Source organism: Mesorhizobium sp. BR1-1-4 (assembly GCF_020165375.1).
GTDB lineage: Bacteria > Pseudomonadota > Alphaproteobacteria > Rhizobiales > Rhizobiaceae > Mesorhizobium > Mesorhizobium australicum.
Map to the genome: position 1 here is coordinate 263,421 of NZ_JAIUIB010000001.1, position 26,296 is coordinate 289,716.

Genomic DNA, 26,296 nt, shown 5'->3' on the forward strand with positions numbered 1-26,296 from the left:
CCATGTTAGCGCCTGTCGCCCAAAGGGTCGCAATAACGCAATGCAACGGAAAAACAGGCCCACGTCGAATCTTGCGCGGCATTTGGGGCCAAATTCGGTGCGATCCGGCGGCTTTCAGGACCTGTGGTAGGGATGACCCGACAGGATCGTCGCCACCCTGTAGAGTTGTTCACCCAGCATCACCCGCACCAGCTGATGCGGCCAGGTGAGCGCCCCGAACGACATCACCAGCTCGGCCTGGCCGCGCAGCGACGGATCGTGGCCGTCGGCGCCACCAATGGCGAGGACCAGCGCCTTGCGTCCGCCGTCGCGCAACTGTCCCAGACGGCCGGCGAAATCCTGTGAAGACAGGCTCTTGCCTCGCTCGTCGAGCAGGATGAGGGCCGTGCCTGGCTGCAGCTGTGCCTGCAGCCGCGAACCTTCGTCGCGCTGGCGCTCGGCGGCGCTCTGCGCGCGGCCCTCGACGATCTCGGTGATTCCGGCGAATTCGAGCCCCACGCCGGGTCCGCTCTTGGCGAACCGCTCGAAATAGCGGTCGGCCAACTCCCGCTCGGGGCCGGCTTTCATTCGGCCCACGGCATGAACTGAAATCTTCATCCTCGCCTCTATAAGCCCCGCGAAAGGCTTAGTGGAGGGTCTCTTCCTCGAGATCCGGCGCCTGCCACATCTTTTCGAGATTGTAGAATTCGCGGACTTCGGGGCGGAAGACATGGACGATGATATCGCCAGAATCGATCAGGACCCAGTCGGCGCCTGACAGTCCCTCGACGCGCGCGGTGCCGAGACCGGCATCCTTGAGCGCCTTGAGGAGATGGTCGGCGACAGCCGCGACATGACGGTGCGATCGGCCCGACGCAACGACCATGTAGTCGCCGAGGCTCGATTTTCCCTGAATGTCGATTGAGACAATGTTTTCGGCCTTGGAGTCTTCCAGACTGGCAAGGACTGTCTTGATGGCACGGGACACGGCGTCGTCTACGCTGATCCTGGCCGGCGAAGGCACGATGTCGGCCTTCTTCCGCAGTGCTGTTCTCAGTGTATTTCCTTTCGCAGCAAGAACAACCAAATCACCCCTTGAAGCAGGTGACACCACTTAGATAGGCAGAGTTCCGTTGCAGTTTCAAGACGGAGCCCCGATGGACGCGAACTCGCCGAGTGGAATGTTGTTCCACGGGTGACGCAAAAACATCGGAACCCAGGCCTTCCACAGCGGTTACCGGCTGACCGACCAACCGGAATCCCGCCATGCCGATCGACCCGCAAGACACCCTTCTCACCGTCCAGACCGGCCTCGCGCAGCTGAGTACGCTGATCGTCTCCTATTCCTTTTCCGCCATCGGCGCCGTCATCCTCCTGGTGGTCGGCTACATCGTTGCCAACCTTGCCGAGCGCTCGATCTCGGCTGGCCTCGGCCATATCCATGGTTTCGACGCGACGCTGCGGCATTTCTTTTCAAAGATCGCGCGCTACGCCATTCTGATCCTCGTGGCCATCATGGTGCTCGGCCAGTTCGGCGTGCAGACTGCATCGATCATCGCCGCGATCGGCGCCATCGGCCTCGCCATCGGTCTCGCCCTGCAAGGCACGCTGCAGAACATCGCCGCCGGCATCATGCTGCTCGCGTTGCGGCCATTCCGCATTGGCGAGTCCGTTGAGGTCGGTTCCATTGCCGGTTCGGTCGAGGAAATCGGCCTTTTCGCCACCAAGCTCAGGACCGCCGACGGCATCTACATATTGGCGCCGAATTCGACGCTGTGGAATCAGCCGGTGCGCAATTTCACCCGCAACGGCGTGCGCCGCACCGACATCACGCTCAGCATCGGCTCCTGGAACGACATAGACGGCGCCCAGAAGACATTGCTTGCCATTGCCGGTGCCGAGAAGCGCATCCGCCGCGAACCGGCGCCGATCGCCTTCGTGGCCGGGCTCGGCGATACGACCGTTTCGCTCACCTTGCGCTACTGGATCGCGGCGGCGGACCATTTCGCCACCCAGATCGACATGACGAAACGCGCCAAGCAGGCCTTCGACAGCGAGGGCATCTCGATCCCGCAGCCGCCTCCGCAGGCACCGCCACCCGAGGCCCGCAAGCAGTAAAATCAGTCGCCCCTGTGGCGGATCACTTCGTCCGGCGCGAAGGCGAGTTCGACCGGCAAGGGCGCTTGCGCCGACATCGGCGCGAAACTGCCCGTGGCGGCCGCCGGAACGCGGCCCGCCGCGATCACCCGCCACAGCACGAAAAGGCAGAATACCGAGGCGATGACGATGCCGACGTAGATGAAGGTTGCCGTGCCGAAGACGGCGGAAAGCGCCGTGACAATGCCCGGCACAATGAAGCCGGCGAGCGACCAGGCAAACAGCATCGAGCTCGACAGCGCCAGCAGTTCATCCTTCCTGGCGCGGTCGGCGGCATGCGCGCTGGAGAGCGCGTAGATCGATTCCGCCGCCCCGTCCCAGATCAGATAGATCACCACCAGCACCATCAGCGCACCGCCGTCGAAGGCGATGGCGAGCACGCTGGCAACGACCGCCAGCGCCGCGGCGCCGGCAAGCACGTAGCGCCGATCAGTACGGTCGGAGAGCCAGCCGAGCGGTATCTGCAGAATCAGCGTGCCGACCGGCATTGCCGACAGCAGCAGCGCGACATCGGCTTGGCTGTAGCCCTTGGCCGTGGCGTGGATGGGCGCGAAGCCGGAAATGATCATCGACAGGCCGCCGACCGCCAGCATGCCCGCGACGCCGACCGGCGAAATTCGCCAGGCTTGGCGCAGAGCCACCGAAGCCGCCTGCGGCGCCGGCGGCTGGGCAAGGCGTGTCATGCCGACAGGCAGGATCGACAGAGCGGTAAAGGCGATGCCGATCAGCGACGCGGCGGCCGTGTGGATGTCGATCACGGCAAGCGTCGCATAACCAACGCCAAGACCGGCAATGTAGGCGACATAGAACACGGCCATCACCCGGCCGCGTACGGCGTTCGGCAGCGCGTCGTTGAGCCAGCTTTGCGCGACGATGAACAGGCCGCATATGGCAAAGCCGTAAAGCGCGCGCGCCACGATCCACAGCAGCGGGTGCGGTCCGGCGCCGATGGCGGCATTGGACAGCGCGATCAGCGCCGACAGCACCATGAAGGCACGGGCGTGGCCGACCCTGCGCACCAGCGGGCCGGTCAGAATACAGCCGGCGAGGCCGCCGGCCGACAGGCCGGTGACGATCAGCCCTGCCCAGACCGGATCGAACCCTTCGACGCCGAGCCGGACGGGGATATAGGCGAACATCAGCCCGTTGCCGATGGCAATCAGCGCCATCGACACGATGACACTGGCAATCGCGATCAGCGGCGCAGGCGTGCTGCCCTGGTCGGGATCGATCGTGGGACGGGTTTTCTTGTGAATCGCCATGGCTGATCAGCATCGCCCATGGGTCAGGCGGACGCCGCTGTAAAAACGACATGGCCGGATGGACGAGACGCTCAACCCTTCGCCATTTTCCGGATCGCGCTCGACGACAGCAAGGAACGCGGACCGTGGATGAAGGTCCAGGCCGGCGCCTTCATCCGCGCAAGCCTTGGCGCGTCGCCTTCGTCGATGCGGGCGTAATCGAAGGTCTTGGCGACAACCGACGACAGAAAGGACAGCGTCGCGCCCGGGCGGTCGATGACAGCGATCGGAAAGGTCATGACGATCTCGCGCCAGCGCTGCCAGCGATGGAAGTCCCGCAGGGAATCGGCGCCCATGATCCAGACGAAGTCGACGCCGGGATTGCGCGCCTTGACCAGCGCCAGCGTGTCGGCGGTGTAGCGCACATTGTGTGCCGCCTCGAAGGCGGTGACCTTAATCTTCGGGTTCTTGGCGATCTTCTCGGAAAGCACGATGCGCTCGCCCAGCGGCGCCAGCTCGCGCGTGCTCTTCAGCGGATTGCCTGGGGTCACCATCCACCAAAGCTGGTCCAGCGCCAGACGCCGCAAAGCGATTTCGGCGACCAATGCGTGGCCGGCATGCGGCGGGTTGAACGAACCGCCGAACAGTCCGACGGCCAGCCCTTTCTCGGCATGCGGCATCTTCAGATAGCTGGAGGGTATCGCCGGTTCGGAAGAGGCCAGCATCGCTTCAGGCTCTGGCGACGAAAAGCTTCAAGGCCTCACCTGTCCCGACCCGCGCACGCGATATTTGAACGAGGTCAACTGCTCGACGCCGACCGGCCCGCGCGCGTGCATCTTGCCGGTGGCGATGCCGATCTCGGCACCCATGCCGAACTCGCCGCCATCGGCGAACTGCGTCGAGGCGTTGTGCAGCAGGATCGCCGAATCGATCTCGTTGAAGAACCGTTCGACCGCCTTCGCGTCCTCGGCGACGATCGCCTCGGTGTGGTGCGAGGAGAAAGTCTCGATATGCTCGATTGCGCCATCGACGCCGTCAACCAGCTTCACCGCGATGACGGCGTCGAGATATTCGGTCACCCAGTCGGCATCGGTCGCTGGCTTGGCGTCGAAGAACATTTTCATCACTTCTTGATCGGCATGGATCTCGCAGCCGGCGGCGCGCAGCGCGTCGAGGATCGGCACCAGATGGGTGGCGGCGACCGCACGGTCGACCAGCAGCGTTTCGGCGGCACCGCAGACGCCGGTGCGCCGCATCTTGGCGTTGACGGCGATCCGCACCGCCATGTCGAGCTCGGCGGAGCGGTCGATATAAAGATGGCAGATGCCTTCGAGATGGGCGAAGACCGGCACCCGCGCCTCGCTCTGCACCCGCCCGACCAGGCTTTTGCCGCCGCGCGGGATGATGACGTCCAGATTGCCGCCAAGCCCCTTGAGCATCTCGCCGACCGCGGCGCGGTCGGTGGTCGGCACCAGCTGGATGGCATCCGCGGGCAGACCGGCCGCCTTCAGTCCCTCGACCAGGCAGGCATGGATCGCCGAGGAGGAATTGAGCGAATCCGAGCCGCCGCGCAAGATGACCGGATTGCCGGCCTTGAGGCAGAGAGCGCCGGCATCCGCCGTCACGTTCGGTCGGCTTTCATAGATGACGCCGACGACACCGAGCGGCGTACGCACGCGCTCTATGTGCAGACCGTTCGGCCGCTCCCACGCGGCGATGACATCACCGACTGGATCGGGCAGGGCAGCGATTTCGCGAATACCGTCCGCCATGGCGCGGATGCGTGCCGGATCGAGCTTCAGCCGATCCATGAAAGAGCCGGAAAGCCCGGATTCGTGGCCATTCGAAACATCGATGGCGTTGGCGTCGAGAATGTCCCGCTCGCGAGAAATGATCGCGTCGGCCATAGCGACAAGCGCGGCGTTCTTGGCGGCGGCGGTGGCGATGGCCAGCGGTCGGGCGGCAGCGCGGGCGCGGCGCCCGATATCGGCCATCAGCGCCACGGTGTCGTCCCCGGATTTTTCATGCAGCTTCAGCATGGCTCATCCTCCGCTTGTGTCGCTTCCGGCGTGACTTACGACGAGATCGTCGCGGTGGATCATCGCCGAACGCGCCTCGTAACCGAGCACCGTCTCGATCTCGGCCGTCTTCAGGCCTGCGATCCTTACGGCATCGGCGGCATCGTAGGCAACCAGCCCGCGTGCGATCTCGCGGCCCTCGGGCGACAGGATCGCCACCGTGTCGCCGCGGGAGAAATTGCCGCTGACCAGCTTGACGCCGGCCGGCAGCAGCGACTTGCCCGAAACGAGCGCGCCGATGGCGCCGGCATCGACGGTCAGCCGCCCCGCCGGTTCGAGCTGGCCGGCGATCCAGGTCTTGTAGCCTTTCACCGGATTGGCGCTGGGCTTGAAGAATGTCGCGCGCTCGCCGCGCTCGATAGCCATCAGCGGCGACAGCCTTGTGCCGGAGGTGATGATCATCGCCGTGCCCGCCGCATTGGCGATCTTGCCCGCGTCGAGCTTGGTACGCATGCCGCCGCGCGACAACTCGGACGCGGCGGCTCCCGCCATCGCTTCGATGTCTGGCGTGATGCGGTCGACCACCGGAATGAACTTGGCACCGGGGTCCGAAGCTGGCGGCGCGGTGTAGAGCCCGTCAATGTCGGAGAGCAGCACCAGCAGGTCCGCGCCCATCATGGTGGCGACGCGGGCCGCCAGCCGGTCATTGTCGCCATAGCGGATTTCGGAGGTGGCCACCGTGTCGTTCTCGTTGATGACCGGCACCGCCTTCATCTTGAGCAGCGTCGATATGGTGGCCCGCGCGTTGAGATAACGCCGGCGCTCCTCGGTATCGCCGAGCGTCAAAAGGATCTGGCCCGATTTCAAGGCACCCTTGCCGAGCGCGTCAGACCATGCGCCGGCGAGCGCGATCTGCCCGACGGCGGCGGCGGCCTGGCTCTCCTCGAGCTTCAGGGCGCGCTTGCCAAGGCCAAGGATGGTGCGGCCGAGCGCGATGGCGCCCGACGACACGACGAGGATTTCGGCTCCTCCCTGGGCAAGCACCGCGATGTCGTCGGCGAGCGAGGCCAGCCAGTCGCGCTTCAGGCCGCTCGCGCGGTCGACGAGCAATGCCGAGCCGATCTTGACGGTGATGCGCCGGTATTTCCTGAGCGGCTGCATGGCCTTACTTTTCCCAGCGCGACTCGACCGGCGCGGCGATCCGCGCACGCGCCTCCGCGATGACAGCCATCAACGCCCGCTGCACCGCCTCGACGCCCTCGCCGGTGACCGCCGACAGCAGCATCGGCGCGCGGCCGGCGGCACGCTTCAGCGAGGCAACCTTCTTCTTGCGCGCGTCTGCGTCGAGCGTGTCGACCTGGCTCAGCGCCAGGATCTCGGCCTTGTCGGTCAAGCCGTGGCCATAGGCCTCGAGCTCGGCCCGCACGGTCTTGTAGGCCTTGCCCGGGTTCTCTTCCTGCGCGGAGACCAGGTGCAGCAGCACGCGCGTGCGCTCGACATGGCCGAGGAAGCGGTCGCCGATGCCGACGCCTTCATGCGCGCCTTCGATCAGACCTGGAATGTCGGCGATGACGAATTCGCGCGCATCGATGCGGGCGACGCCGAGGCCCGGATGCAGCGTCGTGAACGGATAGTCGGCGATCTTCGGCTTGGCCGCGGTGACGGCGGCAAGGAATGTCGACTTGCCGGCATTCGGCAGCCCGACCAGCCCGGCGTCGGCGATCAGCTTCAGCCTGAGCCAGATATTGAGTTCTTCGCCGGGAAGGCCGGGATTGGCGCGTCGCGGCGCCTGGTTGGTCGAGGTCTTGAAATGCTGGTTGCCGAAGCCGCCATTGCCGCCCTTGGCCAGGAGAAAGCGCTGGCCGACGACGGTGAGGTCGCAGATCAGCGTCTCATTGTCCTCTTCGAAGACCTGCGTTCCGGCCGGCACTTTCAGCGTCACATCGGCGCCCTTGGCGCCGGTCATGTTGCGGCCCATGCCGTGGACTCCGGTCTTGGCCTTGAAATGCTGCTGGTAGCGATAGTCGATCAGTGTGTTCAGCCCGTCGACCGCTTCCAGCCAGACATCGCCGCCGCGGCCGCCATCGCCGCCATCCGGGCCACCGAACTCGATGAACTTCTCGCGCCGGAACGACACCGAACCGGCGCCCCCGTCACCCGAGCGGACATAGACCTTGGCTTGATCGAGAAATTTCATGGGACTGCAGTTTCTTTTATTGGCCTTGCGGCATTGCTCTAAACCTTGGGCCTTGCTCTAAACCAAGGCGCGGCGAAGGGCGAGGCCGTTTTGTGACGATGGCCGCGCGGGGTTGGCCGGAGAGACGTCGGAATGAAGCTTGTAACCTACAACATCCAGTACGGCATCGGTCTCGATGGACGCTACGATCTCGGGCGCATCGCCGACGCGGTGCGCGGCGCCGACGTAATCGCGCTGCAGGAGGTCACCCGCAACAATCCCCGGAACGGCAGCCGCGACATGGTGGCCGAGATCGGCGAGGCGCTGCCCGATTATTTCGCCGTCTATGGCAGCAATTTCGAGGCCAATATCGGCTCGCGCATCGAGGACGGCCGCGCCATCACCACGACCTTCCAGCTCGGCAACATGGTCTTGTCGAAAACACCCATTCATCTGTCGCGCAACCTGCTTCTGCCGCGCAGCCGCAGCTTCGAGATGATGAACTTCCAGCGCGGCGCGCTGGAAGCCCTGATCGAGACGCCGCTTGGTTTCATCCGCTTCTATTCCATCCATCTCGATCACCGCAGCCCGGTCGAACGCGCCAGCCAGATCCAGTTCCTGCGCCAGCGCCTGTTGAATTATGCGCTCGAAGGCGGTGCGCTGTCCGGCGTCGCCGAGATCGGCCTGCCGGAACTGCCGCATCCGGAAGCCTTTGTCGGCATGGGCGATTTCAACATGCTGGCCGGCTCGCCCGAATATGTCGAACTGGCCGGCCGGCCGGACCATGAATTCGGCATGCCGCTGACCGCCGACTTCGCCGTCGATGCCGCCCTGCGCCTCGATGTCGCCGGCGACGATCTCGTCTCCTGGGTCGATCCCAAGGACCCCACCAACGCCAGCCGCCACAAGCGCATCGACTACGTCTTCACCAGCGCGTCGCTTGCCCGGACGCTGAAGCGCCTGTGGGTCGATAGACAGTCAGTCGGTTCCGACCACCGGCCGGTCTGGGTCGAACTGGGCTAGGCCCAAGTCTGGTCCCCAGCTGATTTGTCCTGTTCCGCCCCACGCGCCAAGGTGTGCCGATATTCAGGTCAGGCCGGCCCCACCTGAACATCGACGCACCTAGAAGTGGATCCAATTGCGCAGGCTCGTCCAGGTTTTCCTGTCGAGCCGGTAACGCTCGACCGGCACCTGGCCGGCAACGATCGAATTCAGCATGCCCTGGCCGGCATATTGGAAACCGCATTTGTGGATGACGCGGCGTGAAGCCGGATTGATGACCCTCGTCGAGGCCTGCAGCACCTGGATCGACGTCTTCTGGAAGGCGAGGTCGACCAGTGCGTGCGCTGCTTCCGTCGCGTAGCCCTTCTTCCAGTGGGGTTCGCCGATCCAGTAGCCGAGCTCAAGGCCGCGATCGGTGGCGTTCAGCCCGGCGCAGCCGACGAAAGTGTCGGTGCCTGCCAACGTCAGCGCATAGGCGATGCCGGCGCGGCGCGCCTTGGTCATGGCGAGGAAAGCACGTCCCTCGGCCTCGCCATAGGGGTGCGGCATGCGCGCCAGCATCTCGGCAACGTGACGGTTGTCGGCAAGTTCGACCAGTTGCGCGATATCCCGCTCATCGGGAGCGCGCATCACCAGCCGCTCGGTGACCAGCACCGGGCAGTCTATCGCATAACTTTCGTCTTCACTGTCTTCCGCTTCGGCAACCATTTCAAAGTCCTCCAGGCACAAGAAAAAGGGGAGATGGAAACCCATCTCCCCTGATCCTTTTCCTGGTTTTGCCAGACACCGGTCCCGAGATGGGCGCCGGTGTTCTAGTGCGGAACCGGCTACTCCGCGGCTTTGGTAATCGGGTTGACCGATACGTAGGTTCGGCCGTTGGCTTTTTTGTTGAACGTCACGGCGCCGGTTTCGAGCGCGAAAAGGGTGTGGTCCGTGCCCATGCCGACATTGACGCCGGGATGCCAGGTGGTGCCGCGTTGACGAATGATGATGTTGCCCGGGATGACGGCTTCGCCGCCGAACTTCTTCACGCCCAGACGCTTGGAATGCGAGTCGCGACCGTTGCGCGACGAGCCGCCAGCTTTCTTGTGTGCCATCTAACTAACTCCGATGCGCCCATGGGCGCTTGAATGGTCTTATGAACGCGTTCGCGTTCCGTTTCAAGTCCGATCCGGCGACGTTTCGCGCCGGTTCGCCTTACTTCTTAGCCAGTTCCTTCGCCTGCTCGCGCCAGTCCTTGATCTGGTCGGCGCTGAACGGCATGTTCTCGTCGATCTTGGCAACGTCCTTCTCGGTCAGCTTGGCGAGCTGCGCGAAGGTGATGATGCCCTGCTCGGCGAGATCCTTGGCGGCGACCGGGCCGATGCCCTTGATCACGGTCAGGTCGTCCGGCTCGCCCTTCGGCGCCTTGAACAGCGGCGCGGCGACGGCCTCGGCCCTCGCGTCTTCCTTGGGGGCGGCGTCCTTCTTGGCCTTGGCTTCCTTCGGCGCGGCCTCGGGAGCGACCTCAGCCTTGGCTTCCGCCTTGACGGCCGCCTTCTTGGCGGGCTTGGCGCCACCCAGCAGGATCTCGGAGATCCGCACGGTGGTCAAAAGCTGGCGATGGCCGATCTTGCGGCGCGAATTCTGGCGGCGACGCTTCTTGAAAGCGATGACCGTGCGGTTCTTGCCCTGCTCGACGACTTCGGCGGTCACCAGGGCGCCATCGACGAACGGCGCGCCGAACGTGACATTCTCGCCCTCGCCATGAGCGAGCACGTGGCCGATCTCGACGATGTCGCCGACATTGGCTTCGACTTTTTCGATCTTCAGGAGATCGTTGGCGGCAACGCGATACTGCTTACCGCCCGTTTTAATGACTGCGAACATTTTTTGCCTTTCGCTGTTCGGTCGGCCTTGATGAACCGCCTCTGGCGGTTCGGCCGTCTTTTTGTCAGTCTGCGGGTTCAAAAAACAAGCGGCGTGGAAGAACCCTCCACGCCGATTGCGCGCTGTCCCTAACCGAAGGTTGCGTGGGAGTCAAGGCAAACGGGCGGGGTTCCCTGCCATGCGGGCCAGACTCCTGCCGAGGACGGAGCGTGGCACTCCGAACGAGGCCCGTACAGGAAGCTGAATTTCCGGTGGATTTGGCCTTGTAACCTGCCCGTTCAGCCGTTATCTAGTGCGCCGCGCCGGCAACGGCCGACCATGACCGCGGAGAGGTGGCAGAGTGGTCGAATGCACCGCACTCGAAATGCGGCATGGGTGCAAGCCCATCGGGGGTTCGAATCCCTCCCTCTCCGCCATTCCCCCAAATTGAAAATGCCGGCGGCATCGGCTCACGCCAATTCGCTGGCTCGGCTCCAATTGGAGAGGCGCTGACATGCGTGCGGCGGGACGCGACCGGCTGTCGCGGGTCGGAAAATAAGAAGCGATGCCGAGGAACCAAAGCATGTCCCTCAAGTTCGATATCCGTTTCCAGGGGAGATCGAGTTCAGCATGCAAGGTCGAGGGCCAATCAAGGCAGCACTTCGAGCACAGGCCGATGAGGTACGCATCCGCATCGGCATCCTCCAGCAGGAGTTGACCACCAACCGCAAAAGCATGGGAGGCACATTGCGGTTGGGGTACGAGATAAAGTCGAGGAAAGTCCTTCTGGCGCGTCTGGAAAGGGTATTGGCGCAGTACTCGCCGGGCTGCCTGCTTGACGACGTCCCGACGCTGCGGCGCTCCGAGACAGGCCCGCGATCGCAAGGCTCCCATTGCAGCCTCTGACGCAGCAGCCGTTCGAGACAACGCCCAACCCAGACGGATGGTCAGGGCCTGACGGCGCTTTCTGCAGACAACTGTGCCGCACGGCAGCCTTCGCCGACGCGCTCGCGGGAACCTGCGTTACCGTGGAAAGTTCCTGCTGATGGCAAATCACCCCATTACCGGCGCGCTCACCTCGATCGGCACGTGGACCTCTCGTCCGGCAGCATTCCTGGTCCTGCTGGCCTATGCGATCTTCTGGATCGTTTTCGACCGGCAAAGCTTGAACTGGCATGGCGCGGCTACGCTCCTCACCTGGGCCATGACGCTCTTCATTCAGCGGGCTGAACATCGCGATACCCAGGCCATTCATGCCAAGTTGGACGAAATGCTGAGATCAAACAGTTCGGCTTCGACCATCACCCGCATCGACGATGAAGAGCCCGAGGACATCGAGAAACATCGCGATCGCAAGCAGCAGGGCGACTAACATGCGCGCTGCCGGTCTCGTGGCGTTCCTGAGGGGCGCGAAGCCAACGCGGTTGGATCGAAAATTCAGCCCGCTGCTCAAGGGATTAAGCTATGTGGCCGTTGCGGTTGTCGCCGGTCTGGCCACGTTGGCGGCCATAAACCTGACCCCTGAACCGCGGGTTTTGCGGACGATTGTCCCGCATCGCTTCGACGCATCGGATCCGCAGTTCGCGAGGTCGATGAGCAGCTACTCGCTGGGACAGATGTCAAACGCGAACGCGGTGCAGACCCTTGTGAACGGCGACGAGATTTTTCCTTCGATGCTCCAGGCGATCGGCGCGGCCCGGTCCACCATCGATTTTGAGACCTATATCTATTGGTCTGGGGCCGTTGGATATGAATTCGCACAAGCCTTGGCGGCCAAGGCGCGGCAAGGTGTGGAGGTCCGCGTGCTTGTCGACTGGGTCGGCAGCCTGCCTTTCGACGAAAACCTGATCCACATCATGACAGGAGCCGGCGTGAGGTTCCACCGCTACCGGCCGATCCATTGGTATACGTTGGACCGTGTGAACAACCGGACCCATCGCAAACTGCTCATTGTCGACGGACGAGTGGCCTTTACGGGCGGCGTCGGCATCGCCGACAAATGGCGGGGAGACGCCCGCAATCCGGATGAATGGCGCGAAACGCACTATCGGATCGAAGGGACCGCCGTACCTGCTTTCCAGGCAGCCTTTGCCGAAAATTGGTTGGAGACGACCGGTGAGACATTGCAGGGTCGGAAGTTCTACCCTCCGCCCGAACCGGCGGGGTCGCTCGGCGCCCAGCTGATACTTTCTTCGCAGCCAAATGGCTCGGAGAACATGGAATTGATGATGCTGGCCGCGATAGCCGCCGCGAGGGATCACCTGCGAATCGGAATGGCCTATTTCGTCCCCGACGATATCGCCCTCCAGCAGATCCTGGACGCCAGGAAGCGAGGCGTGTCTGTCGATGTGATCGTTCCGAACGCGCTCACCGACGTGCCTTTGGTTCGGAAGGGCTCGCGCTATTTCTGGGGCGACTTGCTTAGAGCTGGAGTGCGTATCTACGAGTTTCAACCCACCATGTATCATCCCAAGCTGCTGATCGTTGACGACATCTGGACGAGCTTTGGTTCCACCAATCTGGACGAACGCTCCTTACGGCTGAACGATGAAGCCAGTCTGAACGTCTACGGCAGGGATTTCGCGAACACGCAGATCGACCTGTTCAACCAGGACCTTGGGAGGTCCCGGCAAATCACCCTGGCCGAATGGGAAGCGCGTCCCCTGCGGGAAAAAATTTCGGACTGGCTGGCCAGCAGGCTGCGCTCCCAACTTTGATGACCTGGCTTTTACTGCTCATTCGACCAGCCTGATCAGCCCTACCGCTCGCCATCAAGCTTTCAATCAGGCTGTTGCGCGGCGATCGCGGCCAGGAAAACCGCGCCGAACTCCTTGAGCTTGGCCCCTCCCACGCCATTCACTTCGGCAAAGGCGTCGAGGTCGCGCGGGCGGCGGTCGGCCATGTCGATGAGCGTGCGGTCGGAAAACACCACATAGGCCGGGACCTGTCGCTCCTTGGCGAGCCGTAGCCGCAGCGACTTGAGCGCCGCCAGCAACGAAGCATCGACGCCCTCGGCTCCGGCGGCGGCGCCTTCCCCGGAACGCTTCCTGCCGCGCGCCAGAGGGTCCCGCGTCTCGACGCGATACTGGAATGCAATCTCGCCACGGCCGAGCGCGCGGCCGCTTTCGGAGATGGCGAGACCGCCATGGCCCTCGGGATCCGGCATCAGGAACCCGCCGGCCACCAGTTGCCGGACCAGCGACAGCCACACTGTCTTTCTGTGCGCGGCGCCGGTGCCGAAACTGCTGAGTGTTTGATGAGCTCTCGCCAGCACCTTCTCGGTCTCGTGGCCAAGCAGGATATCGATGACATGGGCCGCGCCGAAGCGCTCGCCGCTCTCTGTGACCGCCGCCAGGATCTTCCGCGCTTCGGCACTGCCATCGGCGCGCGGCGCCTGGTCGAGGCAGTTGTCGCAATTGCCGCAGGCCTGGGCCTCTTCGCCGAAATAGCCGAGCAGCACCTGGCGGCGGCATTGCGCCGTCTCGCAATAGCCGATCAGCGTGTCGAGCCGGCGGTGTGACCGCCTCTTGTGCTCTGACGAGGCATCCTCGTCGTCGATGAACAGCCGGCGCATGCGGATGTCGCCAAGGCCGTAAAGCATATGCGCCTCGGCCTCGCGTCCGTCGCGGCCGGCACGGCCGATTTCCTGATAATAGGCTTCCAGGCTGCCCGGCATATCGGTGTGGAAGACAAAGGCGACATCAGGCTTGTCGATGCCCATGCCGAACGCGATGGTTGCCACCATGACGACGCCGGACAAGGTCATGAAGGCGTTTTGATTGGCTTCACGCGCCTCCTTGCTCATGCCGGCGTGGTAAGCGAGCGCGGTGACGCCGTTGCGCTTCAGAAAGGCCGCGATCTCTTCCGTTTTGTTGCGCGACAAGCAATAGATGATGCCGCTCTTGCCCGCATGGCGCTCGATGAAGCCGAGCAGCTGGCGCTTGCTGTCCTGCTTGGGCGCGATGGCCAGCTTGATGTTGGGCCGGTCGAAACCGAGCACCAGCGTTTCGACCTGCTCGGCGAACAGGCGGGCGGCGATGTCGGTACGCGTGCTCTCATCGGCAGTCGCCGTCACCGCGATGATCGGCACATTGGCAAAGATACCGCGCAACCGGGACAGATCCTCATATTCGGGCCGGAACGCCGGACCCCATTGCGAGATGCAATGAGCCTCGTCGATGGCGATCAGGCTGACGTGGAGCCTGGAAAGGGCGTCCAGCATGCGCTCGGTCATCAGCCGCTCCGGCGCCAGATAGAGCAGCCGCGTCTGGCCAGATGCCACACGGCGCCAGGCCGCGACATTGGCCTCGCGGTCGAGCGAGGAATTGATCGTATCGGCCGCCACGCCGGCAAGCCGCAGCGCCGCGACCTGGTCCTGCATCAGAGCCACCAGCGGCGAGACGACGAGGGTGAGCCCGCCCAGAACTAGCGCCGGAACCTGGTAGCAGAGCGATTTGCCCGCGCCCGTCGGCATGACGGCCAGCACATGGCGCCCGCCAAGCAGTGTATCCATCACGTCGGCCTGGCCGGGGCGAAAATCGTCGAAGCCGAACACCTCCTTCAGGACGCGCCGCTTGGGATCCCCGGCCCTGATACCCGCCGCCTGCGCCGGCATCAGACAGCCGCCTGGCGGCAAGCGATGTTTCGCGTACGGGAGAGATCGGGCAAGATGGTCAAGGGCCACTCCTTGTGAGGCCTTGGAGTAGCCCACCGCTCATCCCATCACAACCGCCCTGTCAATACCCTCGGCAACACCGTCGGCGACGCCTTCCCCAGCGGCACACGCATCCCTGATGGATTCCGCCGCGTTGCGATGTAAGCTTGCCTCGCCGACACGCCACGGAGGGCGCGATGCTGCAGGTGAGACAGGATTTGCTGGGCGAACGGTTCCGGCTGCAGCGCGCCGCCTTCAAGGCACAACACTTTCCAGACCTTGGCGCCCGCAGGGATCGGCTGAGGCGCCTGCTGGCGCTGACCGAGCGGCACGAGACCGAAATCTGCGCTTCGATCGACGCCGACTTCGGCGGCCGCTCGGCGCATGAAACCCGTCTGGCCGAACTGTTCGTCGTGCGCGCCGGCATTCGCCATGCGCTCGCCCATGTCGGCGCCTGGATGCGGGAGCGCCGCGTTGCCACCACCTTGCCGTTCCTGCCGGGCCGGAATCGCCTCGTCCCGCAGCCGCTCGGCGTCGTCGGCATCGTCTCGCCCTGGAACTACCCTTTTCAGCTCGCCGTCGCGCCGGTTACGGCCGCGCTTGCCGCCGGCAACCGCGTGCTGGTCAAGCCTTCCGAACTGACGCCGGCTTTTTCCGGGCTGCTGACCAGGCTGGCTGGCGAACATTTCGCCCCGGATGAACTCAGCGTCATCGCCGGCGATGCCGATACGGGGAAAGCCTTCGTCTCGATGCCGTTCGATCATCTGCTGTTCACCGGTTCGACGGCGGTCGGACGCCAGGTTGCGATCGCCGCCGCCGCCAACCTGACCCCGGTCACGCTCGAACTCGGCGGGAAGTCGCCGGCGATCCTCGACCCCTCCTGCGATCTTGACACCGCGGTTGCCAGCGTCGCCTATGGCAAGCTGTTGAATGCCGGGCAGACCTGCATCGCGCCGGACTATTTGCTGGTGCCGAAGGGACAAGCAGGTACGGTCGCCGCGAAGCTCGCAATCGCCATGGCGCGGCTCTACCCCTCGCTGCGCGACAACCCCGACTATACCGCCATCATCAGCGATCGGCATTACCAGCGTCTGCGCGCCATGATCGCGGAAGCGCGCGACACGGGTGCCGATGTCACCGAGATCAACCCGGCCGGCGAGGACCTCGGCAATGCGGGCCGGAAGCTTCCGCCGACCCTGGTCAGCAACGCAGGCTCGGACCTGAAGCTGATGCGCGAGGAGATTTTCGGCCCGGTGCTGCCGATCGTCGAATACGCCACGCTCGACGACGCGATCGCTTATGTGAACCAGGCCGACCGGCCGCTGGCGCTCTACTGGTTCGGCAACGACGGCGGCAACCGCCAGCGCATCCTGCGCGAGACGGTCGCCGGCGGCGTCACCATCAACGACTGCATGCTGCATCTGGTGCAGGAGAACCAGCCCTTCGGCGGCGTCGGCGCCAGCGGCATGGGCGCCTATCACGGCGAATGGGGTTTCCGCACCTTCAGCAAGGAGAAACCGGTCTTCCTGCAGTCGCGCTTGAGCGCAGGGAGCCTTCTGCGGCCGCCCTACGGCAAGACGTTCGAACGGCTTTTCGGCCTGCTCAGGCGCATCACCTGACGCGCATTAAGTCTATCTTCACCATGATGCGGCAGCTTTCGCACTCTGCGGTGATGTTTTGAGTACCGCGGCGCCATTGGCGCCCAGGCAACAACCCGCGCTTGCCTGGAGGCGCGGGTTTTTCGTTGGCCGAGAAATCGTCGGCGACCCGGTCAGGCGAGGAAATCGGCGCGGTGCGGCGTAAAACTGTCGACCAGCCGCCCCGCCTCGAGCGCCTTGACGCCGTGCACCAGGCCGGACGGCACGATGAAGCTGCCGCCGGTCTCGACGATTTCGGTCCGGCCGCCGATGGTCACCTCAAAACGGCCTTCGGCGACATAGCTCGCCTGCACATGCGGATGCGAGTGCAAGGCGCCGACACCACCCTTGTCGAAACCGAATTCGACCATCATCAGTTCGTCGGTGGAGAGGAGAACCCGCCGGCGATTGCCATCCGGGGTCGGCGTCCAGGCACCCTGGCCGGCATGCGCGAAAATCTTCGGCTCGGTCATCGTCTTCTCCTCATCGCGCCAGCCATCCCCCATCCACCGGCACCACCGCGCCATGCATATAGTTCGAGGCCGGCGCCAGCAGGAAGACGGCAGCATCGCCAATGTCTCCGGGCTCGCCCCAGCGGCCGGCGGGAATGCGCCCGAGGATGGCCGCGCTGCGGTCGGGATCGGCGCGCAGCGCCTGCGTGTTGTTGGTGTCGATATAGCCCGGCGCTATGCCATTGACGTTGATGCCCTTCGCCCCCCACTCGCAGGCGAGCAGCCTGGTGATGCCGAGCACGCCATGCTTGGACGCCGTGTAGGACGCGACGCGGATGCCGCCCTGGAAACTCAGCACCGAGGCGATGTTGACGATCTTGCCCTGGCGTCCACCGGCAAGGACGCGCCGCGCAAAGGACTGACACAGCAGGAAGACGGACTTCAAATTGACGTCGATCACGTCGTCCCAGTCGGCTTCGCCGAGATCGATGGCATCGGCGCGCCGGATGATGCCGGCATTGTTGACCAGCCCGTCGATCGGACCGTTTTGATCCCAGACGAGGTCCAGCATCGGTCCGACTGCTGCCGTGTCGGCAAGATCGATGCTCACCGCCTCGAATTGGCCGCCCACAGCGCCGACCTTGCTCGCGGTATCGTCCATCGATGAGCGGCCGACGCCGATCACGGCGCCACCGGCGCGCGCGATCGAGATGGCAATGCCTTGGCCGATGCCGGTGTTGGCGCCGGTCACCAGGATGCGCTTGCCGGCCAGGCTGAAGGTGGAGAGGTCGCTCACCGCAGCATGTCCATCGCCACCGGATCGACATCGGTGTAGTCGACATTGTCGCCGGCCATCGCCCAGATGAAGGCATAGTTGGACGTGCCGGCGCCAGAGTGGATCGACCAGCCCGGCGACAGCACCGCCTCCTCGTTGCGCATGACGATGTGACGTGTCTCGTCCGGCTCGCCCATGAAGTGAAAGACGCGGGCCGCCTCGGGCAGGTCGAAATAGAGGTAGGCCTCCATGCGCCGGTCATGCACATGGCATGGCATGGTGTTCCAGATCGAGCCCGGCGCCAGCTGCGTCATGCCGACGACGAGCTGGCAGGTTTTTGTTCCCCCGGCATGAATGAACTGGAAGATCGAGCGCTCGTTGCAGGCCTCCTTGCTGCCGAGATCGAGGCGCTTGGCGTCATCGAGGCGGATCAGCCGGCTGGGATGAGCCTGATGCGCCGGCGCACTGAGCAGATAGAACTTGGCGGGGCCGTTCCTATCGGCAGAAGCGAAGGAAACCGTGTCGGTGCCCATGCCGAGATAGAGCATGTCGCGCGCCCGCAGGTCGAAGGACTGGCCGCCGGCTTCGATCGTGCCGGCGCCGCCGATGTTGACGGCGATCAATTCGCGCCGGTCGAGAAAACCCTTGGTGCCGGTCGGCTTGATCGCTTCCAATGGCAATGCCGTTGCCACAGGCACGGCGCCGCCGACGATCATGCGGTCGTAGTGCGTGTAGGTCAGGCTGATGCGGCCGGGCTGGAAGAGGTCCTCGATGTGGAAATTATGGCGCAGCTCATCCGTTCCCATGGCGGCGGCGGCCGCCGGGTCGATGGCGAAGCGCGATGTGTAGTCGGTGTGGTTCTGGCTCATTTCTGTCCTGGCTTTCGGTGGATCATTCGCCCGCGGCCGCCTTGACCGAGCTGGCGTAGTAGGCCTGCCGCGCCTGCAGCCGCTCGCGGTAACGCTGCTGGCTGGCGCCGAGATGGGTGCGCATCGCCTCGCGCGCGGCTTCGGCATCGCCCGCCGTGATCGCGTTCAGGATCACCAGATGCTCGCGCTGCAGCCCGCGCTGGTAGCTGTCGGACTGCGCCAGTTCGGTCGACCAGGGCGAGGTCACGTCGCACGGAATGGCGCGCCGGCCGAGCACGTCGAGCATCTCGACATAGAAAGGGTTGTTGGTGGCGCTGGCGATGGCGCGATGGAAGGCGAGGTCGGCCGGACCGGTCGGCTGGCTGTCGAGCAGCAGCCGCTCGAACTCGAAGAAGGCTTCCTGGATCGCCGCCTCCTGCGCGGCGTTGCGACGGATGGCAGCGAGCCCAGCCGATTCGATCTCGATCGCCAGCCGCACCTCGAGCACGTTGAGCGCGACCGAATCCTTGGCTCCCATGTCGGCGGCGAGCGCCCCGAACATGGTCGAAATATGCTCTGTGACGAACACCCCGGCGCCCTGTCGCGGCTCGACCAGACCGTCGGCGGCAAGCTTGGCCAGCGCCTCGCGGATGACGGTTCGGCTGACGCCGAAGGTTTCGGTCAGCTGGCCCTCGGTCGGCAGCTTGTGGCCGGGCAGGATCTCGCCCGCCTGCAACTGCTTGCGGATCGCCCCCACGACGGTTTCCGACAGCTTGGGTTTTCTCTCGACCCTGAGGTCGTTTGCGGTATCGGACACCTCGGTAACCTCCTAGTGCAATTCCACGAAAAGTGCGTAGCGGCTTTCCGCGTGGAATTGCGTAAACACAAAGAGTTAGAGCGGTTCAACGATTCCAACGATCGCCGAACCGCTCTAATGGAACAGGCCCGGCAGCCACAATGAGATTTCCGGCACGTAGGTGACAAGCATCAGCACGGCGAAGGCGGCGCCGTAGAATGGCCAGATCGAGCGCATCGCGGTCCAGATCGGAATGCGCCCGATGGCGCAGCTGACGAACAGAACAGCGCCGACCGGTGGCGTGCAAAGCCCGATGCCGAGATTGAGGATGAGGATCACGCCGAAATGCACGGGATCGACCCCATAGGCCATGACGACAGGCAGGAAGATCGGCGTCGTGATGATGATCAGCGGCGACATGTCCATGAAGGTGCCGAGAATGAGCAGGACGACGTTGATCAGCAGCAGGATCACCAGCTTGTTGTCGGACACCGACTGCAGAAAGGCGACCAGTGCCGCCGGTACCCTGAGATAGGCGAGCAACCAGCCGAAGGCCGCCGCGCAGCCGATGATCATCAGCACCATGGCCGTGGTGCGCACCGACGCCGTCGTCGCCGCGACGAAGTCGCCCCAGCTCATCGAGCGGTAGATGATCAGCGTCACCAGGAAGGCGTAGACGATGGCGATGCAGGAGCTCTCGGTCGCGGTGAAGACACCGGACCTGACGCCGCCGAAGATGATGGCGATCAGGATGAGCCCGGGAATGGCGGCGACAAGCAGCTGCAGGGCCCGGCCGAAGCCGGCGAAGGGCTCCGTCGGATATCCCCGGCGGCTGGCGACCCAATAGGCCGTTGTCATCAGCGACAGCGCCAGCAGCAGACCGGGCAGCACGCCAGCCGTGAACAGGTCGGCGATCGAGATACGGCCGCCGGCGGAGATCGAATAGATGATCATGTTGTGGGACGGTGGAATGAGAAGCGCGATGATGGCCCCGACCGAGGTGATGTTGACGGCATAGTCGACGCCGTAGCCGCGCGCCTTCATCTGCGGGATCATCAGCCCGCCGACCGCCGACGCATCCGCCACCGCCGAGCCGGAGATGCCACCGAACATGGTCGATGCGGCGATGTTGACCTGCCCCAGGCCGCCGCGCAAATGACCGACCAGGGAGCCTGCCAGCGCGACCAGCCGCGCGGCGATACCACCGCGCACCATCAGGTCTCCGGCGAAGATGAAGAACGGGATGGCCATCAGCGAAAAGACGCTGACGCCGGAATTCAGCCGCTGGAACACCACGACCGGCGGCAAGCCAAGCGTGAGGATCGTGGCAAAGCTGGCAACGCCGAGACAGAAGGCGATCGGCGTGCCGATGACCAGCAGGAACACGAAGGTGCCGAAGAGGACGATCAGGGCCATGGTTCACGGCTCCTCGCCGGTTGCATGTATATCGGCGTCGACGGGCAGGCCGGCAAAGCGCCCGGCCAGCCGTTCCAGCGAAAACAGGCAGACCAGCGCCCCACCCAGGATGACCGGCAGGAAGCTGACGCCGCCCGGCAGGGCAAGTGACGGCATGACCGTGTTCCAGGTCAGCCTGGCCAATTGCACGCCATAGACGATCATGCCGGCGCCGAAGGCCAGCACGACAAGGTCGGAAATGCTGCGCAGTACCGCCTTGGCCGAAACAGGCAGGACATAGAGCAGCACGTCGAAGCCGAGATGGGTGCGTTCGCGCACGCCGACGGCGGCGCCGAGAAAAATGAACCAGCCCATCAGCAGAACCGAGAAGGATTCCGTCCAGCTCGGCGAACGGTTCAGCACATAACGCGAGAAGACCTGCCAGAAGATGATGATCGTCATCAGCGTCAGGCCGGCGCCGCTGATCCAAAGCGCCAGCCTGGCAAGCCCTGACAGGACCCGCTCCGCACCCAGCCAGAATCCTCGCATGGCCGACACGTCCGAAGGCAGCGCGGGGGCCTCCGCGCTGCTCGATCCATTGCCCTTGCTGTTCATTTCTCGGCCTGTATGCGGGCGGCCAGATCCTTCAGTTCGGGCGTCGACAAGTACTTGTCGTAGACGGGCTTCATCGCGTCGATCAGCGGCTGTTTGTCGATCTCGCTGACCTTGACGCCCGCGGCCTCGACGATGCCGCGCGACTTCTTCTCCTGCGCGTCCCACAGTTCGCGCATCTTGACGACGCTGTCCTTGGCTGCCTGGCGCACGATCGCCTGGTCTTCCGGCGAGAGCTTGTCCCAGCTTGCCTTCGACATGACCAGCACTTCCGGCACGATCTGGTGTTCGTCCATCGTGTAATGCTTGGCCACTTCGTAGTGCTTGGCGGATTCGAAGCTCGGCCAGTTGTTTTCGGCGCCGTCGATGACGCCGGTCTGCAGCGCCGAATAGACTTCGCCATAGGCCATCGGCGTGGCGTTGGCGCCAAGCGCGTTGACCATGTCGACGAACACATCGGACTGGATGACGCGGAACTTCATGCCTTTCATGTCCGCCATCGAGGTAATGTCCTTCTTGGTGTTGTAGAAGGACCGAGCACCGGAATCGTAGAAGGCGAGGCCGACGAGATCATGCGCCTCGAACGCCTTCAGGATCTGGTCGCCGACAGCGCCGTCCATGACGTGGCGCATGTGCTCGACGGAGCGGAACATGTAGGGCAGCGACGGCACGGCGGTCTCCGGCACGATGCCGTTGAACGGTCCCATCGAGACGCGGTCGAGGTCGATGACGCCGGCCTGGGTCTGCTCGATTGTGTCCTTTTCCTCGCCGAGCTGCGCCGAGTGATAGACCTCGATCGAATAGCGGCCGGCGGTGCGCTGCTTGATCAGGTCGCCCATGTACTTGACCGCCTCGACGGTCGGGTAGCCGTCCGGATGGGTATCCGAGGATCGCAGCACGGTTTCGGCGTTGGCAGCGCCGATCAGCAGCGAACCGATGGCGAATGTCGCCGCCGTCAATTTCGAAAAATGCAACATGACTTCCTCCCTTTGAAAATCGAAACGCCCGGCTCAGAGCCGGTACGCATTCTTGGCAAGCGTGTAGGCAAGCTCCTTCGCGAGTTCATGCGCCTCGTCCTCACGCAGCCTGTGCTCGGCGACGAGACGCGCCAGGAACGCACAGTCGACCCGCCGCGCCACGTCGTGGCGGGCCGGTATCGACGGAAAGGCGCGCGTGTCGTCGTTGAAGCCGACCGTGTTGTAGAAGCCGGCGGTCTCGGTGGTCATCTCGCGGAACCGGCGCATGCCTTCCGGGCTGTCGTGGAACCACCAGGCCGGCCCGAGCTTCAGCGCCGGATAGACGCCGGCCAGCGGCGCCAGTTCGCGCGCGTAGCTGGTTTCATCCAGCGTGAACAGGATGACGGTCAGGTCGCGCTCCAGCCCGACGCAGTCCAGTAATGGCTTCAATGCCGTGACATAGTCGGTCCGGGTCGGGATATCGAAACCCTTGTCCCTGCCGAATTTCTGGAAAGCGGAAGCCGAATGATTGCGCATGGAGCCGGGATGGATCTGCATGACCAGCCCGTCGTCCCGGCTCATCTTGGCCATCTCGGTCAGCATCTGCGCGCGAAACAATTTTCGCTCGCGCTCATCCTGCGAGCCGGCGCGGACCCGGTTGAACAGCTCCTGCGCCGCCGCGTTGGAAAGATTGGCGGTCTCCGCCGTCGGATGCCCGTGATCCGACGAAGTCGCGCCGAAGCTCTTGAAGAAGGCGCGCCGCTGGCGATGTGCGTCGAGATAACCAGCCCAGATCCCGGTGTCGCAGCCGGTGATCTCGCCGAGCCGATCGAGATTGGCCGAAAAGCCTTCGAAATCGGGATCGACGACGGCGTCTGGCCGATAGGCAGTGACGACACGGCCCTCCCAGCCACTGTCGCGGATCATCTGGTGCCATTTGAGATCGTCGAGCGCGCCTTCGGTCGTCGCGATGACCTCGATGTTGAAGCGCTCGAACAGCGCGCGAGGGCGGAAATTCTCCCACTGCAGCAGCGTTGCGATCGTGTCGTAATGGCGGTCGGCGGTCGCGGCGCTCAACGGCTCTTCGATGCCGAACAGATGCGCAAGGACATGGTCGAACCACAATCGGGTCGGCGTGCCACGAAAGAGGTAATAGTGTTCGGCGAACAACCGCCAGATCGCCCTGCCGTCGGTCTCGACGGGCTCACCATCGAGGGTCGGCACGCCGAGAGCCTCCAGCCGCACGCCCTGACTGAACAGCATGCGAAAAATATAGTGGTCCGGCACGATGAGCAGTTGCGCGGGATCGGGGAACGGCTCGTTCAGCGCATACCAGCGCGGGTCGGTATGGCCGTGCGGGCTGATAATGGGCAGGTCCTTGATGCCGGCATAGAGAGCGCGGGCGATCGACAGCGGACGCGCCTCGGCTGAAAACAGCAAATCCGCATTGGTCAGTGCCACGGCCATCCTCCGGCTCCATGGGTAGGATCGGTCAGAAATAATGTCAACATACAAAAATCGGATTGTTGTATGATGACTCCTAGGCAAAGCTGAGCATTGTCGGCGGACGCCGTCAGTGTTACCCCGCAAATCGTTCCACGAGATGAGTGCCGAACCGATGACAGACCGCCGCCTTTCCAACCGCACGGCGCAGGCATTGCCGGCCAAGGTCGCCGCGCCTCGATATGATCGTGGCGCAATCACGCCGGGCATCGTGCATCTGGGCGTCGGCGCCTTTCACCGCGCCCACCAGGCCGCTTATATCGATGAATGCCTGGCGGCCGGAGAAACGGACTGGGGCATATCAGGCGTGTCGCTGCGCAGCGCCGATACGCGCGACGCGCTGGCGCCGCAGGACGGGCTCTACACCTTGGCGGTGCGTGGCAGCGGCGGCGAGAAGCTGCATGTCATCGGCTCGATCGGCTCGCTGCTGGTGGCGCCGGAAGACCCGGAAGCGGTTCTGGCGGTGCTGGCCGATCCGCGTACCCGCATCGTGACGCTGACGATCACCGAGAAAGCCTATTTGCGGGCGGCCGGCGGCGGATTGGACGCAGCGCATGCCGACATCGTCCACGACCTGGCCAATGCGCGAACACCGAAGACGGCGCATGGTTTTCTGACCGAAGCGCTCGCCCGGAGGCGGGGCGCTGGCACCCCGCCCTTTACCGTGCTTTGTTGCGATAACCTGCCGGCCAACGGCGCCACCTTGCACCGGCTGCTGATCGAATTCGCCACGCTGCGCGATGCAAGTGCCAGTTCGGCGGGCAATGCCGGAATGGCCGACCACATCGCCAGTCACGTCGCATTTCCCTCAAGCATGGTCGACCGCATTGTGCCAGCCACGACCGACGCCGACAGGGCGCGGATAGCGGGCGAACTTGGTATTGAGGACGCGTGGCCCGTGATGACGGAACCCTTCCGCCAGTGGGTGATCGAGGACGATTTCCCCATGGGCCGTCCCACCTGGGAAAAATTCGGCGTCACCATGGTTGGGGATGTCGCTCCCTTCGAGGACATGAAGCTGAGGCTGCTCAACGGCGCGCATTCGGGCATCGCCTATCTCGGCCTGCTCTGCGGCCACGCGACGGTCGACAGTGCCTTCGCCGATCCGGCGATCCGGCGGTTCGTCGACGCGCTATGGCAAGAGGCCATAACAACATTGCCGGACGACGCCGGCCTCGACCCATCAGCCTATACCGCCGAGCTTGCCGAGCGTTTTTCGAACACGGCACTTGCCCACCGTACGGCGCAGATCGCCAATGACGGCAGCCAGAAACTGCCGCAGCGCATTATCGCCTCGGCTGTCGAGTGCCTCGAAGCCGGCACCGAGCTGGTCCATCTCACGCTGGTGGTGGCTGCCTGGATCGCCGCCTGCGCGGCGCGCGGAAAGACGTTGCCGGAAGGCCATTTCACCGATCCGCTCGATGCGCCGATGACCGCGCTTTTGGACCAGCAGCTGCCGGCGAACGAAACCGTGACGGCGGTGTTTGACATGGCCGGCTTCGCCCGGGATCACGCCGAGCGCCAGACGCTGATCGAACTCGTGGCCGTCCATCTCGTCCACCTGCGACGAGACGGCCCGACGCTGGCCTTCGCCGCGCTCGGCATAGAAGCCGAAGGACAGTAAGGCGCGAGCGGTACGGAACTTGATGTCGCCGGGGCAGCGCCCCCTCTGTCCTGCCGATGTCGCGCAACTCCGGCACCGCCGCCACATCAACTCTCACGCCATAATGTCCCGACAAATAAAAAAGCGGGGCAATGCCCCGCTTTCAATCCGTTGTCCCGCGACGCGTTTCAGGCCGGCAGGATCGCGCCTTCCAGCGTGGTGAGCTGGCTAAGGAATTGTTCGGCCTTGCTGCGCGCCTGGTCGTCCTTGGCGTCGGCAGCATCTTCCCTGGCTTCCTGGATGCGGCGGGCGAGATCGGCGCGGTCGACGTCCTTCACCGCGACAGCGGATTCCGCCAGCAGCGTGCAGCCGGCCGGGACGATGTCGGCGAAGCCACCGAACACGACATAGCGTTCCTCGCTGCCCGAGGCGCTCTTCACCGTGACGACACCCGGCTTGATCGTGGTCATGACCGGCGCGTGATGAGCCATGACGGTCATCTCGCCTTCGGCGCCCGGGATGACGACCGACTCGACCTCGGCGGAAACCAGCAGGCGTTCCGGGGAAACCAGTTCGAACTTGAAAGCTTCAGCCATGTCAATTTAGCGAGTAGGGAATAGTGACTAGGGAGTAGGGCGAGAGAA

Annotated in this window: 26 protein-coding genes and 1 tRNA gene; 7 read left to right on the forward strand and 20 right to left on the reverse strand. The window is 64.2% G+C overall.

The features are described 5' to 3' along the window. Positions 1 to 114: 114 nt before the first annotated feature. Both rlmH and rsfS read right to left on the reverse strand, forming a co-directional pair. A complete protein-coding gene (gene rlmH, locus LB571_RS01350) occupies positions 115 to 597 on the reverse strand; it encodes a 23S rRNA (pseudouridine(1915)-N(3))-methyltransferase RlmH (protein WP_140616598.1) in 483 nt (160 codons plus the stop codon). 28 nt (positions 598 to 625) lie between these two features. Continuing rightward, the gene (gene rsfS, locus LB571_RS01355; protein ID WP_015315198.1) at positions 626 to 1,003 is read right to left on the reverse strand and encodes a ribosome silencing factor; all 378 of its coding nucleotides are present in this window, start codon (positions 1,001 to 1,003) and stop codon (positions 626 to 628) included. A gap of 242 nt (positions 1,004 to 1,245) precedes the next feature. Here rsfS and LB571_RS01360 point away from each other — a divergent pair, with 242 nt between their 5' ends. After that, the gene (locus LB571_RS01360; RefSeq protein ID WP_224591732.1) at positions 1,246 to 2,097 is read left to right on the forward strand and encodes a mechanosensitive ion channel family protein; all 852 of its coding nucleotides are present in this window, start codon (positions 1,246 to 1,248) and stop codon (positions 2,095 to 2,097) included. Between the two features lie 2 nt (positions 2,098 to 2,099). Here LB571_RS01360 and LB571_RS01365 read toward each other — a convergent pair whose 3' ends face one another. The 5 genes from LB571_RS01365 to obgE form a co-directional block, all read right to left on the reverse strand. Then, positions 2,100 to 3,398: an MFS transporter gene (locus tag LB571_RS01365; protein ID WP_224591734.1), complete on the reverse strand. Its 1,299-nt coding sequence runs from the start codon at positions 3,396 to 3,398 to the stop codon at positions 2,100 to 2,102. 71 nt (positions 3,399 to 3,469) lie between these two features. Continuing rightward, positions 3,470 to 4,057 (reverse strand): nicotinate-nucleotide adenylyltransferase, encoded by a 588-nt coding sequence (locus LB571_RS01370; RefSeq protein ID WP_140662744.1) that lies wholly within the window; start codon positions 4,055 to 4,057, stop codon positions 3,470 to 3,472. Positions 4,058 to 4,129: 72 nt separating this feature from the next. Further along, on the reverse strand, positions 4,130 to 5,416 hold the full coding sequence (locus LB571_RS01375; RefSeq protein WP_224591738.1) for a glutamate-5-semialdehyde dehydrogenase: 1,287 nt from the start codon (positions 5,414 to 5,416) through the stop codon (positions 4,130 to 4,132). Positions 5,417 to 5,419: 3 nt separating this feature from the next. Next, on the reverse strand, positions 5,420 to 6,556 hold the full coding sequence (gene proB, locus LB571_RS01380; RefSeq protein ID WP_224591739.1) for a glutamate 5-kinase: 1,137 nt from the start codon (positions 6,554 to 6,556) through the stop codon (positions 5,420 to 5,422). A 4-nt stretch (positions 6,557 to 6,560) separates the two neighbouring features. Further along, positions 6,561 to 7,592: a GTPase ObgE gene (gene obgE / locus LB571_RS01385; RefSeq protein WP_140822653.1), complete on the reverse strand. Its 1,032-nt coding sequence runs from the start codon at positions 7,590 to 7,592 to the stop codon at positions 6,561 to 6,563. Between the two features lie 132 nt (positions 7,593 to 7,724). On the opposite strand from obgE, the gene LB571_RS01390 reads away from it, so the two are divergent. Then, the gene (locus LB571_RS01390) at positions 7,725 to 8,594 is read left to right on the forward strand and encodes an endonuclease/exonuclease/phosphatase family protein (protein WP_224587623.1); all 870 of its coding nucleotides are present in this window, start codon (positions 7,725 to 7,727) and stop codon (positions 8,592 to 8,594) included. A 99-nt stretch (positions 8,595 to 8,693) separates the two neighbouring features. On the opposite strand, the gene LB571_RS01395 is transcribed toward LB571_RS01390, so the two are convergent. The 3 genes from LB571_RS01395 to LB571_RS01405 all read right to left on the reverse strand — a co-directional run bounded on the left by LB571_RS01395 (position 8,694) and on the right by LB571_RS01405 (position 10,442). Further along, positions 8,694 to 9,281, reverse strand: coding sequence for a GNAT family N-acetyltransferase (locus tag LB571_RS01395; protein ID WP_140662567.1), 588 nt, complete (start codon positions 9,279 to 9,281; stop codon positions 8,694 to 8,696). A gap of 119 nt (positions 9,282 to 9,400) precedes the next feature. Continuing rightward, positions 9,401 to 9,670 (reverse strand): 50S ribosomal protein L27, encoded by a 270-nt coding sequence (gene rpmA, locus LB571_RS01400; RefSeq protein ID WP_015315190.1) that lies wholly within the window; start codon positions 9,668 to 9,670, stop codon positions 9,401 to 9,403. 100 nt (positions 9,671 to 9,770) lie between these two features. Next, the gene (locus LB571_RS01405; protein ID WP_015315189.1) at positions 9,771 to 10,442 is read right to left on the reverse strand and encodes a 50S ribosomal protein L21; all 672 of its coding nucleotides are present in this window, start codon (positions 10,440 to 10,442) and stop codon (positions 9,771 to 9,773) included. A 326-nt stretch (positions 10,443 to 10,768) separates the two neighbouring features. Here LB571_RS01405 and LB571_RS01410 point away from each other — a divergent pair. From LB571_RS01410 to LB571_RS01420, 3 genes are all read left to right on the forward strand, one after another. Further along, a tRNA-Ser gene (locus LB571_RS01410) sits at positions 10,769 to 10,858 on the forward strand. Between the two features lie 608 nt (positions 10,859 to 11,466). Continuing rightward, positions 11,467 to 11,793, forward strand: a complete 327-nt coding sequence (locus LB571_RS01415) for a low affinity iron permease family protein (protein ID WP_015315187.1) — start codon at positions 11,467 to 11,469, stop codon at positions 11,791 to 11,793. Position 11,794: 1 nt separating this feature from the next. Further along, a complete protein-coding gene (locus LB571_RS01420; RefSeq protein WP_224591742.1) occupies positions 11,795 to 13,138 on the forward strand; it encodes a phospholipase D-like domain-containing protein in 1,344 nt (447 codons plus the stop codon). Positions 13,139 to 13,200: 62 nt separating this feature from the next. Here the strand turns inward: LB571_RS01420 and recQ are convergent, their stop codons facing one another. Continuing rightward, on the reverse strand, positions 13,201 to 15,036 hold the full coding sequence (gene recQ / locus LB571_RS01425) for a DNA helicase RecQ (protein ID WP_224591744.1): 1,836 nt from the start codon (positions 15,034 to 15,036) through the stop codon (positions 13,201 to 13,203). A 236-nt stretch (positions 15,037 to 15,272) separates the two neighbouring features. Between recQ and LB571_RS01430 the strand changes: the two genes are divergently transcribed. Further along, positions 15,273 to 16,694, forward strand: a complete 1,422-nt coding sequence (locus tag LB571_RS01430; protein ID WP_224591746.1) for a coniferyl aldehyde dehydrogenase — start codon at positions 15,273 to 15,275, stop codon at positions 16,692 to 16,694. 152 nt (positions 16,695 to 16,846) lie between these two features. Here the strand turns inward: LB571_RS01430 and LB571_RS01435 are convergent, their stop codons facing one another. From LB571_RS01435 to uxaC, 8 genes are all read right to left on the reverse strand, one after another. Further along, entirely contained in the window at positions 16,847 to 17,185 is a 339-nt protein-coding gene (locus LB571_RS01435; protein WP_140712433.1) for a cupin domain-containing protein, read from the reverse strand. A 10-nt stretch (positions 17,186 to 17,195) separates the two neighbouring features. Next, the gene (gene kduD / locus LB571_RS01440) at positions 17,196 to 17,960 is read right to left on the reverse strand and encodes a 2-dehydro-3-deoxy-D-gluconate 5-dehydrogenase KduD (protein WP_224591748.1); all 765 of its coding nucleotides are present in this window, start codon (positions 17,958 to 17,960) and stop codon (positions 17,196 to 17,198) included. Beyond that, positions 17,957 to 18,808: a 5-dehydro-4-deoxy-D-glucuronate isomerase gene (gene kduI / locus LB571_RS01445; RefSeq protein WP_224591751.1), complete on the reverse strand. Its 852-nt coding sequence runs from the start codon at positions 18,806 to 18,808 to the stop codon at positions 17,957 to 17,959. Before kduI ends, kduD begins: the two co-directional genes overlap by 4 nt. 22 nt (positions 18,809 to 18,830) lie before the next feature. After that, positions 18,831 to 19,604: a FadR/GntR family transcriptional regulator gene (locus tag LB571_RS01450; protein ID WP_140874708.1), complete on the reverse strand. Its 774-nt coding sequence runs from the start codon at positions 19,602 to 19,604 to the stop codon at positions 18,831 to 18,833. 114 nt (positions 19,605 to 19,718) lie between these two features. Next, complete coding sequence (locus LB571_RS01455; protein ID WP_140822662.1) at positions 19,719 to 20,999, reverse strand: TRAP transporter large permease; 1,281 nt, start codon at positions 20,997 to 20,999, stop codon at positions 19,719 to 19,721. Between the two features lie 3 nt (positions 21,000 to 21,002). Next, the gene (locus LB571_RS01460; RefSeq protein ID WP_041163297.1) at positions 21,003 to 21,527 is read right to left on the reverse strand and encodes a TRAP transporter small permease; all 525 of its coding nucleotides are present in this window, start codon (positions 21,525 to 21,527) and stop codon (positions 21,003 to 21,005) included. A 62-nt stretch (positions 21,528 to 21,589) separates the two neighbouring features. Beyond that, complete coding sequence (locus tag LB571_RS01465; RefSeq protein WP_140719894.1) at positions 21,590 to 22,567, reverse strand: TRAP transporter substrate-binding protein; 978 nt, start codon at positions 22,565 to 22,567, stop codon at positions 21,590 to 21,592. A 33-nt stretch (positions 22,568 to 22,600) separates the two neighbouring features. Continuing rightward, complete coding sequence (uxaC, locus tag LB571_RS01470; protein WP_224591754.1) at positions 22,601 to 24,013, reverse strand: glucuronate isomerase; 1,413 nt, start codon at positions 24,011 to 24,013, stop codon at positions 22,601 to 22,603. Between the two features lie 151 nt (positions 24,014 to 24,164). On the opposite strand from uxaC, the gene LB571_RS01475 reads away from it, so the two are divergent. Beyond that, positions 24,165 to 25,673 (forward strand): mannitol dehydrogenase family protein, encoded by a 1,509-nt coding sequence (locus LB571_RS01475; RefSeq protein WP_224591757.1) that lies wholly within the window; start codon positions 24,165 to 24,167, stop codon positions 25,671 to 25,673. A 167-nt stretch (positions 25,674 to 25,840) separates the two neighbouring features. On the opposite strand, the gene LB571_RS01480 is transcribed toward LB571_RS01475, so the two are convergent. Then, positions 25,841 to 26,248, reverse strand: coding sequence for a F0F1 ATP synthase subunit epsilon (locus LB571_RS01480; protein ID WP_015315174.1), 408 nt, complete (start codon positions 26,246 to 26,248; stop codon positions 25,841 to 25,843). Between the last annotated feature and the right edge of the window lie 48 nt (positions 26,249 to 26,296).

Coding starts and splice junctions, on each gene's coding strand:
- LB571_RS01365 (WP_224591734.1), bottom strand. CDS start 3,398: ATGGCGATTCACAAGAAAACCCGTCCCACGATCGATCCCGACCAGGGC.
- obgE (WP_140822653.1), bottom strand. CDS start 7,592: ATGAAATTTCTCGATCAAGCCAAGGTCTATGTCCGCTCGGGTGACGGG.
- LB571_RS01375 (WP_224591738.1), bottom strand. CDS start 5,416: ATGCTGAAGCTGCATGAAAAATCCGGGGACGACACCGTGGCGCTGATG.
- proB (WP_224591739.1), bottom strand. CDS start 6,556: ATGCAGCCGCTCAGGAAATACCGGCGCATCACCGTCAAGATCGGCTCG.
- LB571_RS01420 (WP_224591742.1), top strand. CDS start 11,795: ATGCGCGCTGCCGGTCTCGTGGCGTTCCTGAGGGGCGCGAAGCCAACG.
- recQ (WP_224591744.1), bottom strand. CDS start 15,036: ATGCCGGCGCAGGCGGCGGGTATCAGGGCCGGGGATCCCAAGCGGCGC.
- LB571_RS01390 (WP_224587623.1), top strand. CDS start 7,725: ATGAAGCTTGTAACCTACAACATCCAGTACGGCATCGGTCTCGATGGA.
- LB571_RS01360 (WP_224591732.1), top strand. CDS start 1,246: ATGCCGATCGACCCGCAAGACACCCTTCTCACCGTCCAGACCGGCCTC.
- LB571_RS01370 (WP_140662744.1), bottom strand. CDS start 4,057: ATGCCGCATGCCGAGAAAGGGCTGGCCGTCGGACTGTTCGGCGGTTCG.
- LB571_RS01430 (WP_224591746.1), top strand. CDS start 15,273: ATGCTGCAGGTGAGACAGGATTTGCTGGGCGAACGGTTCCGGCTGCAG.
- LB571_RS01415 (WP_015315187.1), top strand. CDS start 11,467: ATGGCAAATCACCCCATTACCGGCGCGCTCACCTCGATCGGCACGTGG.
- LB571_RS01460 (WP_041163297.1), bottom strand. CDS start 21,527: ATGCGAGGATTCTGGCTGGGTGCGGAGCGGGTCCTGTCAGGGCTTGCC.
- LB571_RS01455 (WP_140822662.1), bottom strand. CDS start 20,999: ATGGCCCTGATCGTCCTCTTCGGCACCTTCGTGTTCCTGCTGGTCATC.
- LB571_RS01405 (WP_015315189.1), bottom strand. CDS start 10,442: ATGTTCGCAGTCATTAAAACGGGCGGTAAGCAGTATCGCGTTGCCGCC.
- rpmA (WP_015315190.1), bottom strand. CDS start 9,670: ATGGCACACAAGAAAGCTGGCGGCTCGTCGCGCAACGGTCGCGACTCG.
- kduI (WP_224591751.1), bottom strand. CDS start 18,808: ATGAGCCAGAACCACACCGACTACACATCGCGCTTCGCCATCGACCCG.
- rlmH (WP_140616598.1), bottom strand. CDS start 597: ATGAAGATTTCAGTTCATGCCGTGGGCCGAATGAAAGCCGGCCCCGAG.
- LB571_RS01395 (WP_140662567.1), bottom strand. CDS start 9,281: ATGGTTGCCGAAGCGGAAGACAGTGAAGACGAAAGTTATGCGATAGAC.
- LB571_RS01475 (WP_224591757.1), top strand. CDS start 24,165: ATGACAGACCGCCGCCTTTCCAACCGCACGGCGCAGGCATTGCCGGCC.
- LB571_RS01465 (WP_140719894.1), bottom strand. CDS start 22,567: ATGTTGCATTTTTCGAAATTGACGGCGGCGACATTCGCCATCGGTTCG.
- LB571_RS01480 (WP_015315174.1), bottom strand. CDS start 26,248: ATGGCTGAAGCTTTCAAGTTCGAACTGGTTTCCCCGGAACGCCTGCTG.
- LB571_RS01435 (WP_140712433.1), bottom strand. CDS start 17,185: ATGACCGAGCCGAAGATTTTCGCGCATGCCGGCCAGGGTGCCTGGACG.
- uxaC (WP_224591754.1), bottom strand. CDS start 24,013: ATGGCCGTGGCACTGACCAATGCGGATTTGCTGTTTTCAGCCGAGGCG.